Source organism: uncultured Roseovarius sp. (assembly GCF_913054395.1).
GTDB lineage: Bacteria > Pseudomonadota > Alphaproteobacteria > Rhodobacterales > Rhodobacteraceae > Roseovarius.
In genome coordinates this window covers 13,829-29,181 of record NZ_CAJXIP010000016.1, presented here as the reverse complement: position 1 = coordinate 29,181, position 15,353 = coordinate 13,829, and the positions used below count along the sequence as shown (strand labels likewise).

Annotated in this window: 13 protein-coding genes; all 13 read left to right on the top strand. The window is 60.8% G+C overall.

What is annotated here, in order from left to right; genetic code table 11:
- Window positions 1-28: 28 nt before the first annotated feature.
- The 13 genes from QZ522_RS03990 (at window position 29) to QZ522_RS03930 (ending at window position 15,343) form a co-directional block, all read left to right on the top strand.
- Complete coding sequence (locus tag QZ522_RS03990) at window positions 29-1,255, top strand: ABC transporter substrate-binding protein (RefSeq protein WP_294607825.1); 1,227 nt, start codon at window positions 29-31, stop codon at window positions 1,253-1,255.
- Between the two features lie 65 nt (window positions 1,256-1,320).
- Window positions 1,321-2,217, top strand: coding sequence for a sugar ABC transporter permease (locus tag QZ522_RS03985; RefSeq protein WP_294607783.1), 897 nt, complete (start codon window positions 1,321-1,323; stop codon window positions 2,215-2,217).
- Window positions 2,214-3,023 (top strand): carbohydrate ABC transporter permease, encoded by an 810-nt coding sequence (locus QZ522_RS03980; protein ID WP_294607781.1) that lies wholly within the window; start codon window positions 2,214-2,216, stop codon window positions 3,021-3,023. The genes QZ522_RS03985 and QZ522_RS03980 overlap by 4 nt, the downstream gene beginning before the upstream one ends.
- Complete coding sequence (locus QZ522_RS03975; protein WP_294607778.1) at window positions 3,020-3,817, top strand: phosphodiesterase; 798 nt, start codon at window positions 3,020-3,022, stop codon at window positions 3,815-3,817. Before QZ522_RS03980 ends, QZ522_RS03975 begins: the two co-directional genes overlap by 4 nt.
- Window positions 3,818-3,834: 17 nt before the next feature.
- Entirely contained in the window at window positions 3,835-5,496 is a 1,662-nt protein-coding gene (locus QZ522_RS03970; protein ID WP_294607775.1) for a Na/Pi cotransporter family protein, read from the top strand.
- Between the two features lie 88 nt (window positions 5,497-5,584).
- Window positions 5,585-7,780: a SulP family inorganic anion transporter gene (locus tag QZ522_RS03965; RefSeq protein ID WP_294607773.1), complete on the top strand. Its 2,196-nt coding sequence runs from the start codon at window positions 5,585-5,587 to the stop codon at window positions 7,778-7,780.
- Window positions 7,781-7,930: 150 nt separating this feature from the next.
- Window positions 7,931-9,484 (top strand): NAD(P)-binding protein, encoded by a 1,554-nt coding sequence (locus tag QZ522_RS03960; RefSeq protein WP_294607770.1) that lies wholly within the window; start codon window positions 7,931-7,933, stop codon window positions 9,482-9,484.
- A gap of 77 nt (window positions 9,485-9,561) precedes the next feature.
- On the top strand, window positions 9,562-11,331 hold the full coding sequence (locus QZ522_RS03955) for an adenylate/guanylate cyclase domain-containing protein (protein ID WP_294607821.1): 1,770 nt from the start codon (window positions 9,562-9,564) through the stop codon (window positions 11,329-11,331).
- Window positions 11,332-11,346: 15 nt separating this feature from the next.
- Window positions 11,347-12,069 carry a cyclic nucleotide-binding domain-containing protein gene (locus QZ522_RS03950; RefSeq protein WP_294607766.1) on the top strand — a complete coding sequence of 241 codons (723 nt, stop codon included), beginning with the start codon at window positions 11,347-11,349 and terminating at the stop codon, window positions 12,067-12,069.
- Window positions 12,053-12,433, top strand: a complete 381-nt coding sequence (locus tag QZ522_RS03945) for a DUF3307 domain-containing protein (RefSeq protein WP_294607765.1) — start codon at window positions 12,053-12,055, stop codon at window positions 12,431-12,433. Before QZ522_RS03950 ends, QZ522_RS03945 begins: the two co-directional genes overlap by 17 nt.
- A gap of 43 nt (window positions 12,434-12,476) precedes the next feature.
- Window positions 12,477-13,373 (top strand): LysR family transcriptional regulator, encoded by an 897-nt coding sequence (locus QZ522_RS03940; protein WP_294607762.1) that lies wholly within the window; start codon window positions 12,477-12,479, stop codon window positions 13,371-13,373.
- Window positions 13,374-13,459: 86 nt separating this feature from the next.
- On the top strand, window positions 13,460-14,272 hold the full coding sequence (locus tag QZ522_RS03935; protein WP_294607760.1) for a putative hydro-lyase: 813 nt from the start codon (window positions 13,460-13,462) through the stop codon (window positions 14,270-14,272).
- A 33-nt stretch (window positions 14,273-14,305) separates the two neighbouring features.
- Complete coding sequence (locus tag QZ522_RS03930; protein ID WP_294607758.1) at window positions 14,306-15,343, top strand: TRAP transporter substrate-binding protein; 1,038 nt, start codon at window positions 14,306-14,308, stop codon at window positions 15,341-15,343.
- Window positions 15,344-15,353 lie beyond the last annotated feature (10 nt).

Sequence of the window (15,353 nt, the reverse complement as noted above, 5' to 3'; positions counted from 1 at the left end):
GCATCTCGGGCTCGCGCTTTCCGGCGCCATGGCCCTTTCGCTGGCGTCCCAGGCGCAGGCCGAAACCGAACTGACCATGTACTATCCGATTGCCGTGGGCGGCGCCCTGACCGAGGTGGTCGATCGCATCGTCGCCGATTTTCAGGCCGAGAACCCCGACATCAAGGTCAATGCGATCTATTCGGGCAACTATGATGACACCCGTGTGCGCGCGCTTTCGGCGCTCAACTCCGGCGAGCCGGCGCAACTGGCGGTGATGTTCTCGATCGACGCCTATGACCTGATCGAACAGGATCTTATCCTGCCGTTCGAGGATGTGGCCAAAAGCGATGCCGATCGCGCCTGGCTTGACGGGTTTTATCCGGCGCTGATGGCCAATGGCCGGATTGAGGGCAAGACATGGGGCGTGCCGTTCCAACGCGCGACCATCGTGGCCTATTACAACAAGGACATGTTCCGCGCCGCCGGGCTTGACCCCGAAAAGGCCCCCACCACCTGGGACGAGATGGTCAGCATGGGCAAGGCCCTGACCAAGGATGACACCTATGGCGTGATGATCCCCTCGACAGGTTATCCCTATTGGATGTTCCAGGCGCTCGCGATCCAGAACGGCAAGGAACTGATGGCCAGTGACGGGCTGACCACCTATTTCGACGACCCGGAGGTTGTCGAGACACTCGAATTCTGGAAATCGCTCTCGGCAGAACACGGCATCATGCCCACCGGCACCGTCGAATGGGGCACCCTGCGCCAGGCGTTCCTTGAGGGGCAGACCGCGATGATGTGGCATTCCACCGGCAACCTGACCGCGGTCAAGAATGCCGCCCAGTTTGACTTTGGCGTCGCGATGCTGCCGGGGAACAAACGGCTTGGGTCCCCCACCGGCGGCGGCAACTTCTATCTCTTCAAGGATACCACCGACGAAGAGCGCGAAGCGGCCATGAAGCTCATCCAGTTCATGACTTCACCCGAACAGGCCGCCGCCTGGTCGATCGCCACCGGTTATATGGGCGTGTCGCCCGCCGCCTATGAAACCGAGGCGTTGCAATCCTATACCGCCGAGTTTCCGCCGGCCCTTGTGGCCCGCAACCAGCTTGAACATGCGGTCGCCGAATTCTCGACGTTTGAAACGGCGCGCGTGCGCGACGGGCTTAACAATGCGATCCAGTCGGCGCTGACCGGGGCCAAGACCCCGGCCGAAGCCCTTGCCGAAGCACAGGCAGGCGCCAAGCGTCTTCTGGCCGGATACCAGTAACCGGACCATCGACACCGGCCCCCGAACCGTGGGGCCGGTGTTTTCCGCTTTGAAAAGGCAGGTCGATGTCAAACCCACATGCCAATCTGGAACGGCGCAGACAGGCGATTTACGGCTGGCTCCTGCTTAGCCCGGCGGCATTGCTGTTGTCGGTCTTTGCCTTTTACCCGTCCCTGGCGACACTCTGGTCAAGCACGTTTTCGCGCGGCAACCGGCGCAATCCGTCGGAATATATCGGGCTTGAAAACTATGCCGACCTGTTTGCCGATCCGACCTTCTGGCTGGTGGTGCGCAACAACCTGTTTTACGCCGGCATCACCATTCCGGTGTCGATTTTCATCGCCCTCTCGATGGCGCTTTGGGCCAATTCCAAAATTCCTGCGCGCGGTTTTGTGCGCACTGCCTATTTCACGCCGACGGTCCTGCCGATGATCGCCGCCGCCAATCTCTGGCTGTTCTTCTATACGCCCGGCCTTGGTGTGCTTGATCAGATCGGCGCGCTGTTTGGCCTGCCATCGGTCAACTGGCTTGGTCAGCCGGAAACCGCGCTTTGGGCAATCATCATCGTAACGATCTGGAAAGAGGCCGGGTTTTTCATGATCTTCTATCTCGCCGCGCTTCAGACCATCCCCGAGGACCTGAAAGAGGCCGCCGATATAGAGGGCGCCAGCCGCTGGACCTATACCCGGCGGATCGTCTTGCCGTTGCTTATGCCGACCACGCTTTTCATCATGGTCAATGCGATGATCAACTCGGTCAAATTGATTGACCACCTGTTCATCCTGACCAAGGGCGGCCCCTCGGACGCCTCCAAACTCATCCTTTACTACGTCTGGGAAATGGCCTTTGCCTTCTTTGACGCGCCCCATGCCGCCGCGATGACGATGCTGGTGCTTCTGGTTCTCGGGATCGTTGCCGCGATCCAGTTCTTCCTGATCGACCGCAGGACACATTACCAATGAAGCGCCTCATGCCCTCTCTCGACGCAGCCGGGGCCATCCTGCTGGCAGTAATCTGGATTTCGCCGCTGCTGTTTGCCTTTTGGGCGGCGTTTCATTCAACCTCGGATGCTGTGAACTTCAACGTTGCGGCGCCCTGGACGCTTGAGAACTTCCGTACCGCCTGGGATGGCGCGCCATGGATGCGCTATTTCCTCAACACTTTCTTGCTGGTTACCGTCGTCCTGACCGGACAGTTCATCCTGACCACACTGGCCGGTTTTGCCTTTGCGCAGGTACAGTTCCCCGGCAAGGATTTCGTGTTCATCCTTGTATTGTTACAGCTGTTCATCCTGCCCGAGGTTCTGATCGTGGAAAACTATGCCATGATTTCGCGGCTTGGGCTTTTCGATACGATCCTTGGGATCGGCCTGCCCTATATGGCAAGCGCCTTTGGCATATTCCTGATGCGCCAGGCCTTCAAATCGGTGCCGATCGAATTGCACGAAGCGGCGCGTATCGAGGGGTGCAGCTGGTTCGGCATCCTGATCCGGGTCTATGTGCCGCTCGCCAAGCCGACCTATCTTGCCTATGCGCTCGTGTCGGTTTCGACCCATTGGAACAACTTCCTGTGGCCGCTTATCGTCACCAACTCGCCCGACACGCGGCCCCTGACGGTGGGCCTGTCGATCTTTGGGGCGCCGGAAAACGGCGTTGATATTTCGGTCATCTCGGCCGCCACGCTGATGTCGATCGCCCCGCTGCTGATCGCCTTCCTGGTGTTCCAGCGTCAATTCGTTCAGGCTTTCTTGCGCGCAGGTATCAAATGACCCGTATCCTTCAGCTGACCGATACCCATGTTACCGTGCCGCCGCACCGCGTCTCGGGCGAGCTTGATACCTTTACCCTGCTGGGCGCTGCCGTGACCCGGATTGTCACCGACCTGGATCGATTGGGGCCGATTGATGCGGTGGTGGTCACTGGCGATCTCACCGATCATGGCGATGCCGAAAGTTATCGCCTTTTGCGTCGCCAGGTCGAGCGGCTTGGCCTGCCGTGGTTTGCCATTCCCGGCAATCACGACCTGCGCGCGCCGATGCGCGCGGCGCTTGGCGACCTTGACTATCTGCCTGCCGAGGGGCGGCTGAACTGGACCCGTGATTTTGCCGACCTGCGGCTGATCGGGCTTGATACGCTGATTGAGGGGCAGGGCGGCGGTACGCTTGACCGCGAGACGCTGGCCTTTCTCGAGGATGCCTTGCAGGCGCGCCCCGACGTGCCGACGCTTGTGGCGCTGCATCATCCACCCTTTGCCTGCGGCATTCATTTCATGGACAGGATCGGGCTCGACGCGACTGCCCCGCTGGCCGATATCCTTGGCCGAGCCCGATCCGAAGTGCGCCTGATCGCGGGCCATGTGCATAACACCTTTATCGGTCAGGTCGGCCCTTGCATCGCCCTTACCAGTGCGGCAATCTCAAGCAGCTTTCCCGTCGACTTTCGCGCGGACGCCCCGGTTGGTTTTACAACTGCACCGGGCGGCTATATGTTACACGACTGGCGCGACGGATTTCAAAGCACCTGCGTGTCGCTGGCCTCTGGCACCGGGCCGCATCCTTTTTAAAGACTTGGACACCTGCCTTGGAAACACCCAATCTGACCCTGTTTTTCCTGCATATCGCAGGCGCCGCCGCCCTTTTGATCTGGGCAGTGCGCCTGGTGCGCACCGGGGTCGAACGCGCCTTTTCCACCCAGTTGCGGCTCTGGCTGCGGCGCTCTGGCAAAAGCCGGATCTGGGCGGCGCTGACCGGCACCGCCTCTGCGATGGCGCTGCAAAGCTCGACCGCCGTTGCGATCCTCGCGGCGAATTTCGTGGCTGCTGGCGGCATTGCCGTGGCGGCCGGGCTTGCGATCCTGATCGGGGCCGATCTTGGCTCTGCCCTTGTGGCCAAGCTATTGCTGGTGCGCCAGACATGGCTTGTGCCGATCCTTCTTCTTGTCGGGGTCGCCATGTTCCTGCGCGGCAACCAGAAGCGAGTACGCCAGGGCGGGCGCATCCTTATCGGTCTGGCGCTTATCTTCGTGTCACTCGACATGCTGCGCGCGGCGACAGCGCCGCTGACCGACAGCACCGGCGCGATCATGGCGATGCAATATCTTGGGCGCGATACGCTGACTGCCTTTGTCATCGGTGCGCTTTTTGCCTGGGTGGTGCATTCAAGCGTGGCGGCGGTCCTGCTATTCGTGACGCTGGTCTTGCAGGGCGTCCTGCCATTGTCAGCGGCGGTGGCGCTTATCCTCGGGGCCAATCTCGGCGGGGCGTTCATCGCCTTCGTCCTGACCCTGGCCGCCCCGATCGAAGCGCGCCGGATGATCATTGCCAATCTCGTTTTGCGGGGTGGTGGCGCGGCCCTGACACTGATTGCCTTCCGCACGTTTCAGCCGCCGCTTGACTGGCTTGGCACCAGCCCCGCCAATCAGGCGATCCACCTGCATATCCTCTTTAACCTTGCGCTTGTGATCGTGATGCTGCCTTTCACCGGGCTGGCCGCACGCATGGCCGCGGCCCTGCTGGCCAGTCCGCCGACCTCTGGCGCGCATGATCATTTCAGCGCGCTTGATCCGGCGGCCCTGGGTGATCCCGACCGCGCGCTGTCATGTGCTGCGCGCGAGGTAATGCGCATCGGCGAAACGGTCGAGGCGATGTTGCGCCCGATCCCCACGCTTTATGCCGCCTGGGATGACGCGAGCGCCGAGGCCATCGCCACCAATGAGAAAACCCTGCGCAAGCGCCATTTCGAAACCAAGCTTTACCTTGCACAACTGCACCGCACCGGGCTTGGCGAAGACAACAGCCGCCGCTCGATGGACCTGGCAACGATTGCCGCCAATCTTGAGGCCGCAGGCGACATGATCGCGCGCAAGATGCTTGCTCTTGCGCGGCGGCTTCATACCGAGGGGGTGCATTTCTCGAAACCCGGCTGGGACGAGATCTGTGATTTCCACGACCGCGTGCTGGCCAATGCGCAGCTGGCCCTTAGCGTGATGATGACGCAGAACCCCGATGACGCGCGCGAACTTGTCGCCGAAAAGGACAGTATTCGCGATCTCGAACAAAAGCTTCAGCGCCTGCACCTCGGACGCCTGCGCGAGGGGCTGACCGAAAGCATTGAGACCAGCAATATCCATCAGGAAACCCTGCGCGCGCTGAAACAGGTCAACACGTCGTTTTCGATGGTCGCCTACCCAATCCTGACGGAAACCGGTGATCTGCTCTCAAGCCGGATGTCTGACCGAAGTTAGCCACCTGCTTGCCAGCCCGGAAAATTGGCACTAGGCCTTGGCTATTGAAAGCGTCATCTTCAGTAAGGCAAGAACAGGATTTCCCCGGATGCACAGGGCCTCTATCCCACCCAAGACGGGCCCCGCGCAATCCGCCCTTGTCGGCGCCGTTCTTGGCATTGATGCGGCGGGGCATTGTCTTGCGCTTGCGACGGTGTTCTTCGCCGGGGGCCTGGCGGCGGGTCTGGGGCTTGCGACGGCCACCTTTTTGCTGTCGACGGCGCTTATCACCATTGTCTTGTTCCGCTTTGGCGGATTTCGCCCGGCGCTTGGCATCACGCAGGACACCACCGTGGCCATTCTCGCCCCCGCCGTGGCGCTTGTCGCCGCCGCCGCAAGCGGACCGCCAGAGGCGAAGGTCGCCACCGCGATTGCCGCCATCGGCGCCTCGGCGGCATTATCGGGATTGGCCTTCTGGCTGGTGGGGCGGCTGGGGCTGGGGCGGCTTTTGCGCATGTTCCCCTATCCCGTCGCCGCGGGATTTCTCGCCTCTTCGGGGGTGTTGCTTGTCACTGCCGCCCTGTCGATCCTGACCGGCGCGCAGGGCTATGGTGCCATCGCACAGGCGCTTGTTTCACCTCAGGTTCTCATGGGGGTAGTGCCAGCATCGCTTATGGCGTTTGCGCTGATCGGCGCGTTGCGCATCTGGCAGGGATCAACCCCGGTTCTGGTGATTATCCTGCTGTTTCTTGCCGGGTTCTACGGCCTTCTTGCCTGGTTTGGCCTGAGCCGGACCGAGGTGGTCGAGATGGGCCTTTTACCGCATCTTGGCGAGGGTGGCGGGCTTGGCCCCGGCCTGTGGATGATCCGGCTTGTCGACTGGCCGCTCTTGCTGACCATCGCGCCGACCTTTGCCGCCGTGGTCCTGCTGAACCTGATCGGCGTGCTGCTCAATACCTCGGGGGTGGAACTTGCCACCCGTCAGGACAGCGATGAAAACCGCGAACTTCGGATCACCGGGCTTGGCAATATCGTAATCGGTGCGATCGGCGGGATCACCAGTTATCTTCAGGGCGGCGCCACGATCATCGCCGCACGGCTTGGGGTGCATGCAGGCGGGCTTGTGTTCGGGCATGTGATGGTCCTGCTGATTGCCAGCGGGTTTGCCGAGACCATCGTGGCCGCCGTGCCCACCTTTGTCGCGGCGGGGCTGTTGATGTTCATCGGCTTTGCGATGATCGAGGATTGGCTGATCGCGGCGCGACACCGGCTTGTGCGGATGGACTGGCTTATCGTTCTCGGGATCGTCGCGGTGACCATCGGCTTTGGCATCCTGCCCGCCGTCGGAGTGGGCCTTGGGCTTGCCGTGCTTGGCTTTACCTTTGGCTATATGCGCCTGCCGGTGATCCGCCACAGCTCTGACGCGCGCACCCATCGAAGCACCCTTGACCGCAATGCCGTTGAAAACGCCTATCTGGCCGAGAACGGCGAGGCGATCCGCGTGCTGGCCTTGCAGGGTGCGCTGTTCTTTGGGTCAGTCGAGCAACTGATCGACAGCCTGCGGCGCAAGCCCGGCCGCCCCCAGACCACAAAGGCCGTAATCCTTGATTTCAGAGCAGTGAACACCTTTGACAGCTCGGCCTGCGCGGCGCTTCAAAAGCTGGGGTTCCTGATGCATGCGCAGGGCATCGAGACGCATCTGACCGGGTTGTCGCCTGCCCTGCTGGCCGTTTTCACCCGCTGGGGCCTGCCGATCACCGGAACGACAAAAGACGTGACCCCCGGCGGTTTTCGGCTCTGGCCTTCGCTGGATGCCGCGCTTGAGGCCTGCGAAACGACCCTTCTGGCCGCGCTTGAGCGCCCTGCGGACGCGCCCGATTTTGCCGCCCTGCTGGCCCTGATGGGGCAGAACCATCCGCGCCTGCCCGATCTGATCGACCAGATGGAGGCGCTTGATCTCGAACCGGGTGACGTCCTTATTCGTGCGGCCGACACCCAGGCCGATATCTATTTCCTTGCCTCGGGCCGGTTGGGCGTGCTGTTGGCACAACGCAGCGGCCCCGCGATCCGCGTGCGTTCAATGGGGCCCGGCGCGGTTGTGGGCGAGTTGGCGAGCCTTTTGAAGACCCCGCGCAACGCCGATGTGATCTGTGAGGCGGCGGCGCGGGTCTATCGTCTTTCGGCCGGCACGATCGAACGCCTTGAACGTGAAGACCGCGACCTTGCGGCGCTTTTGTGGCTTATTCTGGCGCGTTCGGTTGCTCTCAAGGTAACACAAACCAACGCCTTGCTGACGCGTGCCTGATCACGGCGAAGCTATTAGTTAATTGCTGATCACATTTTCAGGCTGTGCTATAAAATCCTTATCCAAAGCCTTTTCCTGCGAGGTTAATAAGATCAGTATTCTCATTTTGATGTTTCACGCGGTTTCCAACAGATATTGAAGGAACTTTCCATGACAAATTCAACTTTAAACCCTCCCGTTTCACTGACCGTTTCCCGCAATGGGGGCACGCCAACCACCGAAACATGCGATCTTTTGGTTGTGGCCTGTGAGCCGCGCAACCTGATCGGGATATGTGATTACACCCCGGCCGAGCTTGACCTGTTTTCAAAGTTCAAGAACTACACCTTTCATACCACTCTGGTGAAGGTACAGGTGCCCGCCACGCCACCAAGGTTCGGCATCATCCTGTCTCCGCAGGAGATTGAAAACATGGCCGGACACGTTAGCGGCTACCGCAACGAAACGGCCAAGCAATTCTCGCTGGAAACCGCCAATGGCATGACTGAGAACCTGGTCACCGTCTATCAGCTTCAGGGGCCCGAAACCAAGCCGATGACCGAACAGGAGTTTCTGGACAACCTGAACGCCACGCTGCCCACGCTTGAGTGGTGGCCCTATCCGGATTACGAGATTGTCACCGATCCCGCCCAATTGCCGGTCGATCTGCGCACGCCCTATTTCGATCACTTCGACAACGCCGGGCTTCGTTCGGGCGGGCCTTGGGAGTACCTGGACCTTCAGGGCAAGAACAACACGATCTATGTGCATGGCTCGACCTGTTTTGAATCGGTGCTGCAATGCTGGCAATACGGCGGCATGCTGATTGAAAATCAGGGGCGCCTCGGCTGGTCCCTGCCCGATAGGAAAGACGCCAAGATCATCGTACTCGGCGCCGGGCCAAGTGGCATGATGTTCGCGCATCGCCTGAAAGAGCTTAAGTATACCAATGTCGAAATCCTTGAAAGCACCGGTCGTTTTGGCGGCAAGACCCATACCGTCACCTATGACACACCCTCGCCTAATGGCGATGTAACCGCCTGTGAACTGGGCACCTGTTACCTTTCGCCTGCCTATGATGCCATGGCCAGTCATTTTGCCGACTGCGACTTCATGAAGGACAATATCCGCGAGGGTATGTATCTGACTCCTAACCACAAGGACCCCAAGGGCGAAACCATCCGCGGCATGACCACCGCCAATCAATTTGACGGCGTCCCGATGCCCGCGCCCCTGATCGACTATACCGAATACACTCTGCTCAAGGGCTATTACGAAGCCAACAAACCCTTTGCCGATCCGGCCAAATGGATGGACGGGTTCGATGCGGACAAGCTCAAGCTTGAGATGCTTCTCAAGCTTTTGGAATATGACGCTCTTCTGGCGCTCTATCGCGGGCTGACGCTTCCGATGCCGCTAAGCCCGCCGGAAGAGTTGCTGCAATACGACAGTTTTTACGATTTCCTCGAGAAAAACGACCTGCTCTTGCTGACTGGCATGCTTGAATATGCCTATTCCGTCCAGGGCTATGGGCCATTGAAACAGATCCCGGCCTATTATGGCCTGATCTGGATCTCGCTGCCGCTTACCGTCGGGATGATCTTTAGTGACAAGCCCTCCGTGACGGTCTTGTCAAAGGGCTGGCTTGATATCTGGAAACGAATGGCGGCTACGTTAAATATCACCCTGAACGCCAAGGTTACGGCGATAGACAGGGCGACATGAACGGGTCCGCCCGTGATCGGGGGGTCGCGGGCGGCACCTGTCGACTGAATCAGGGAAGGGAGAAACCTGTGAAAACGATGGAACGAAAGGCAACAACGATCGTTGCTGCCGACGTGGCGGGGTTTTCCCGCCTCGTTGCACAGAACGAGGAAGAGGTGTTCGGCCGCCTTTACGATCTGCGCCAGTCCATCATCGACCCCGCCGTGAAAGCCGAGGGCGGTCGCGTGGTCAAGACCATGGGCGATGGCCTTTTGGTCGAGTTCCCGAAACCCGAAGCCGGCGTTCGCGCCGCGACCACGGTACAGCGCGCCCTTGCGACCCATGAGGCCGACCGTCCCGAAAGCACCCGGATCCGCTTTCGCGTCGGCATCAACCACGGCAGCGTTCTGATTGACGGCGACGATGTGCTTGGCGATGTCGTCAATGTCGCCGCGCGCCTTGAAACCCTGTCACCGCCGGGTGGCATCTGTGTCTCGCGTAGCGTGCGCGACATGCTCGCCAATGACCCCACGCTGACCTTCAGCGGCCAGGGCATGCAATATGTGCGCAACATCCCCACCCCGGTCGAGGTCTGGCAGGTCCTGACCGGCGTCGAAGGCGACAGCCCCGACCAGGAACAGCGCCGCACCGACCGCCCCTCGGTGATCGTTTTGCCGTTTGACAATATGTCGCCCTCGATCGAAGACGGGTTCCTGGCCGACGGCATTGCCGAGGATGTGATCAACGCCCTGTCGCGCTTTCGCTCGCTCTTCGTGATCGCGCGCGGTTCAAGCTTTGTCTACAAGGACCGCGCCCATGATGTGCGCCAGATCGCACAGGACACCGGCGCGCGCTATGTGGTCAAGGGTGCCGTGCGTCGTGCCGGACAACGCCTTAGGGTGTCGGCGCAACTGATTGAGGCCGCGACCGGGCAACAGATCTGGTCGGACAAATACGACCGCGACATCGAAGATATCTTCGAGTTGCAGGATGACATCACCCGCTGTCTTGTCACCGGTCTCACCCCGGAAATCGGCGCGCACGAACGCTATATCTCGCGCAGCAAGCCCACCGACAGCCTGTCCGCCTGGGAACTTTGCCAAAAGGGCCTGGCCGAGATCGACATGCGCACCTCTGGCAGCTTTCGCAACGCCTATGGCCTGTTTGAGGCCGCCGCCAAGGCCGATCCCACATATGCGCTTCCGCATGCCCTGTTGGGGCGGGTGCATGCGGTGCGGATCTATTCCGGCCGAAGCACCGACCCGCAGGCCGACGTTGCAGAGGGCATGAAACACGCCACTCTCGCCGTTCAGCTCGACGACCGGCTTGAACTTGGCCACGCCACCCTCGCCCAACTTCTGACCATTCAGGGCCGCGAAGATCACGCGAGGAGCGCCCTGGCCCGCGCCAAGTCGCTGAACGATAATGATGCCCTCGCCTATAGCGTTCAGACCTATATCAACCTCTTTCAGGCAGAGCCCGACACCCATGAGATGGAGGCCGCTGGCCTCGCGGCCGTGCGTCTTAGTCCGCAGGACCCGCTGGCCTGGTCATTCTACTGGATGCTGGTGATGGCGATCTGGCTTCGCGACATGGATCTGGGCGAAAACGTGCGCCATTATCTCGATCCCGCCGCGCGCCTGCCCGGGGCGGAAGCCTTTGTGCATATCGCCGTCGCGGTGACCGCTCTCAAGCGCGGCGATGAAACGGCCGCGCGCCGGGCGCTTGAGAATGCCCTTGGCGTGCGCCCGAGCCTGACGCTGCACATCATCAAGCACGCCTTTCACTTTCCCAAATGGCCCGTGCTTGTAGAGGGTGTCGCCCCACAGCTTGAAACCCTCGTCACGATGGGATTGCCCCGCGATTAAAGGATTTTTCTCAAGATGTATTCCACGCTGCCGCCTTGGGTCTTCGACTGGTCCGGTCATCTGGGGGTGGCGCTTTATCTGGGGTCTTACGCGGCGCTTCAGGCCGGACTGATCCGCGGCAGCAGTTATATCTACGCGCTGCTCAACCTGCTTGCGGCCTCTTTTGTTCTGATAAGCCTGAGCGCGGCCTTCAACTTGTCCTCGGCCCTTATTCAGGTGTTCTGGATCGCGATTAGCCTTGGCGGGCTTGCCCGGCTGATCTGGCTCAATAGCGGGCTGCGGTTTTCACCCGAAGACAAGGCGCTGATCACACAAGTCTTTGGCCCCATGCCCAAGCCCCTGGCCCGTCAGTTTCTTGACAATGGTCATTGGCTGGATGGCGAGGCCGGCCTGATCCTTACCACCGAAGGTAAACCGGTGACCGCGCTTACCTTTCTCCTGCGCGGCGAGGCCGAAGTGACAAGCGATACCCGCCTGATCGGCCGACTTGGGCAGGGCCTTATCGGGGAAATGAATGTGCTTGACGGCGGGTCCGCCACTGCCAGCGTCACCCTGACACGGCCCGCGCGCCTTTTCACCATCACCGGCGGCGCACTGAACCGCCTTATCTGGCGCGACAGCGATCTGCGCCTGATGGTGGAAAACGCCATGTCGCGCGATACCCGCGCCAAGCTTGTCGCCGCCAATAAACGCCTATCAACTGCGCGAAAGAGGGGTCACGATGATCACCAACCCTGAGATGATTGCTGTTCTGATCCTCTTCCAGATCAAACATTTTATCGGCGATTACCTCTGGCAGACCGATTGGATGCTGGCCAACAAGGGGCGTTATGGCCACCCCGGTGGGCTTGTTCATGCGGGGGTGCATGGCGCGCTTACTCTGCCGATCCTGATCTGGGCCGGGGTGGCGATCGGTACGGCGCTCCTCTTGGCCCTCGCCGAGGCCACGGTGCATTACCACATTGACTGGGCCAAGGCCCGCGCGGTCAGGCGACGCGATCTCGATGTAAGCCAAACCGCCTTTTGGCACTTTCTGGGGCTTGATCAGGGCGCGCATCAATTAACCTATATCGCGCTCTTGGCTGCCTTGCTCGGCCTTTGATGCGAACCTTTCCTTTTGCCCCGTCGCGGGCAATCATCGCGCGATGGCCAGAATCAACATAGAACAGCTTCGCACCTTTCTCACCACGGTGCGCCTTGGCAGTGTCCGCAAGGCCGCGCTTGGCCTCAATATCACCCAACCGGCGGTCACCGCGCGGATCAAGAACCTTGAGCAATCGCTTGCCGCACCGTTGTTCGATCGCACCGCAAGCGGTTTGCGCCTGACCAAGCGCGGCGAGCGCCTTGTGAGTTATGCCGAACAGTTCGAGCACCTGTCGCAACTGGTCGAGGCAAATATCATCGACCCGCAGGGGATTGATTTCATCCTGCGGCTTGGCGTGTCGGAAACCATCGCGCAATGCTGGCTGCCCGAATTTGTCTCGGCGTTGCACAGGGAATTTCCCAAGGTCGAGATTGAAATCAACGTCGACATTTCAACCAACCTGCGCGACGGATTACTCAACCGCGAGATAGATCTTGCCATTCTTCTCGGGCCTATCTCGGAGTACTCGGTCAATAACATCGAGCTGCCGGGCTTTGATCTGGCGTGGTATGCCGCCGCCGATATGCGTGGACAGGATGGCGATGATGCCATACTTTTGGCAAGCAAGCCGATCATCACCTATGCCCGCAACACCCGCCCCTACCGCGAGTTGAAAACGGTCCTGTTTGAACGGGTCGGCCCCGGTGTCTCGCTGTTTCCCTCGTCATCGCTCTCGGCCTGTTTCCGACTGGTCGAGGCCGGGCTTGGCGTTGCGGCCCTGCCCAAGGCGCTTGCGGCGCCGTACCTTGCAAATGGCACCCTGCGCCAGTTTGATCCCGGCTGGACGCCGGGGCCGCTGCGCTTTTCGCTGTCCTATCTCGGCGACCCCAAAAGCCATGTGGTTGAATCAGCCGCCAAGATTGCGCTTGGCGTGGCCAATGCCTATCCGGTTGCATAAAATTTCCTGATGCAAATGGGCAAATAGTTTCGATTTGCCTTTATGTCTGCAACCCGTCAGCCTGTCCCCAACCGGGAGAGCAAGATTTGAGCGTCGATTATCAATCCTTGAGGGGGCGTTCCCCTGAAACGCTGCGCGCCGCCTTTCGCGCCGGGGCCTATACATCGCATACCGCAGGGCTTGGGGCGGGCCTGCTTCAGGCCAACCTTGCCATCATGCCGGAACGTTATGCCCTTGATTTCATGCGATTTTGCCAACGCAATCCGAAACCCTGCCCGCTGACCGGGGTGTCCGATACCGGCAATCCGATGATGTTCACGCTTGGCCGCGACATTGATATCCGCCACGACGTGCCCGCCTATAACGTCTACCGCGATGGGGTCCTCGCCGAGAGCACGACCGATATCACCGCCCTCTGGCAGGATGATTTCGTAGCCTTCGCGCTTGGCTGTTCCTTCACGTTTGAACATGCCCTTGAAAAGGCCGGGATCAGCCTCTGGCATATCCGGAACAACACCACCGTGCCGATGTATCGCACCAATATCGAAACCACACCCGCCGGGCCGTTCAGCGGCCCGATGGTGGTCAGCATGCGGATGATCGACCCGGTACGGCTTGAACAGGTGCAAACGATCTGCCGCCGCTATCCGCTGGCCCATGGCGCGCCGGTGCATTGGGGCGACCCGTCAGAGATCGGCATCGCCAATGCCGACGGTCCCGACTGGGGCGATCCGGTGCCGCAGGAACCCGGCAAGATCCCGGTGTTCTGGGCCTGTGGTGTCACCCCGCAGGCCGCCGTCGCGCGCGCCAAACTTCCGATTTGTATCACCCATAAGCCGGGTCATATGCTGATTACCGACATTGCCGAGGATGCAGAAGTACCGGTGTTCCGGCCCTGAACCCAAAAATACGTTCCAACAAGGAGAAATCACATGAAAAAGACACTAACCCTGCTTGCCACAACCGCGCTTGTCGCCGCTCCGGCGATGGCCGAGGACCTGTCGGTCGTCGGAAGCTGGTCGGGCCTGCCGCTGCACAAGCAATACGAGGCGCCCTTCTGGGGCGAGACCCTGCCCGCCGCCTCGGACGGAGAGCTTGCCACAGCCGTCACCACCCACGATCAGATGGGTCTGGGTGTCGGTGACATTTACCGCCTGCTTGGCGATGGCGTCTACGACGTCGCCATGACCGTTGCCGATTACGCCGTGGCCGACGCCCCCGAGCTTGAGGGCCTCGATGTGCCGCTTCTGGCGCTCACTGCGGATGAGGCCAAGGCGATGGTCGATGCCGCCCGCCCGATGGTCGAGGACATCTATAACGCTCGTTTCAACAGCCACGTTCTTGCCATTGCCCCCTATCCGCCGCAGGTCGTGTTCTGCAACGCGCCGATCGGTGGGCTGGCCGACCTCAAGGGTCTCAAGGTGCGCGCCTCTGGTCGCATGACCGCCAAGTTCCTGGACGCCCTCGGCGCCGAAGGCGTGAACGTGTCGTTCTCCGAAGTGCCCGGCGCTTTGCAAAAAGGCGTGGTGGATTGTGCCGTGACTGGCGCCGGATCGGGGTATAGCGCGGGTTGGTGGGAAGTGTCCTCGCACCTTCTGACCCTGCCGCTTGGCGGCTGGGATTCGGTGGTCACCGCGATCAACCTCGACAAATGGAACAGCCTGAGCGGCGACATGCAAAGTCTGATCTCCTCCGAGATCAAGGCCAATTTCGAGGCCCCTGCATGGGCATCGGCGCAGGGCGCGCTGGTTAACGACATTGCCTGTCTGACCGGGAACGGCGAATGCCCCGCCGGTGATGCGCGCTCGATGACCCTTGTCGAGGCGAGCGATGCCGATTTCGCCCGTGCCCGCGAGATCCTTGAAACCGAAGTGCTGCCCGATTGGGCCGGTCGCGCCGGGGATGACTGGGTAGCGCGCTGGAATGACTCTGTGGGCGAAGTTGTCGGCGTCAAGGTCACCGCCAACTGATCCGACACCT

What these genes read in the sequence shown, in the direction of transcription:
- QZ522_RS03980 (WP_294607781.1), top strand. Translation starts at nt 2,214, where the DNA reads ATGAAGCGCCTCATGCCCTCTCTCGACGCAGCCGGGGCCATCCTGCTG.
- QZ522_RS03955 (WP_294607821.1), top strand. Translation starts at nt 9,562, where the DNA reads ATGGAACGAAAGGCAACAACGATCGTTGCTGCCGACGTGGCGGGGTTT.
- QZ522_RS03930 (WP_294607758.1), top strand. Translation starts at nt 14,306, where the DNA reads ATGAAAAAGACACTAACCCTGCTTGCCACAACCGCGCTTGTCGCCGCT.
- QZ522_RS03975 (WP_294607778.1), top strand. Translation starts at nt 3,020, where the DNA reads ATGACCCGTATCCTTCAGCTGACCGATACCCATGTTACCGTGCCGCCG.
- QZ522_RS03965 (WP_294607773.1), top strand. Translation starts at nt 5,585, where the DNA reads ATGCACAGGGCCTCTATCCCACCCAAGACGGGCCCCGCGCAATCCGCC.
- QZ522_RS03990 (WP_294607825.1), top strand. Translation starts at nt 29, where the DNA reads ATGGCCCTTTCGCTGGCGTCCCAGGCGCAGGCCGAAACCGAACTGACC.
- QZ522_RS03960 (WP_294607770.1), top strand. Translation starts at nt 7,931, where the DNA reads ATGACAAATTCAACTTTAAACCCTCCCGTTTCACTGACCGTTTCCCGC.
- QZ522_RS03940 (WP_294607762.1), top strand. Translation starts at nt 12,477, where the DNA reads ATGGCCAGAATCAACATAGAACAGCTTCGCACCTTTCTCACCACGGTG.
- QZ522_RS03950 (WP_294607766.1), top strand. Translation starts at nt 11,347, where the DNA reads ATGTATTCCACGCTGCCGCCTTGGGTCTTCGACTGGTCCGGTCATCTG.
- QZ522_RS03985 (WP_294607783.1), top strand. Translation starts at nt 1,321, where the DNA reads ATGTCAAACCCACATGCCAATCTGGAACGGCGCAGACAGGCGATTTAC.
- QZ522_RS03945 (WP_294607765.1), top strand. Translation starts at nt 12,053, where the DNA reads ATGATCACCAACCCTGAGATGATTGCTGTTCTGATCCTCTTCCAGATC.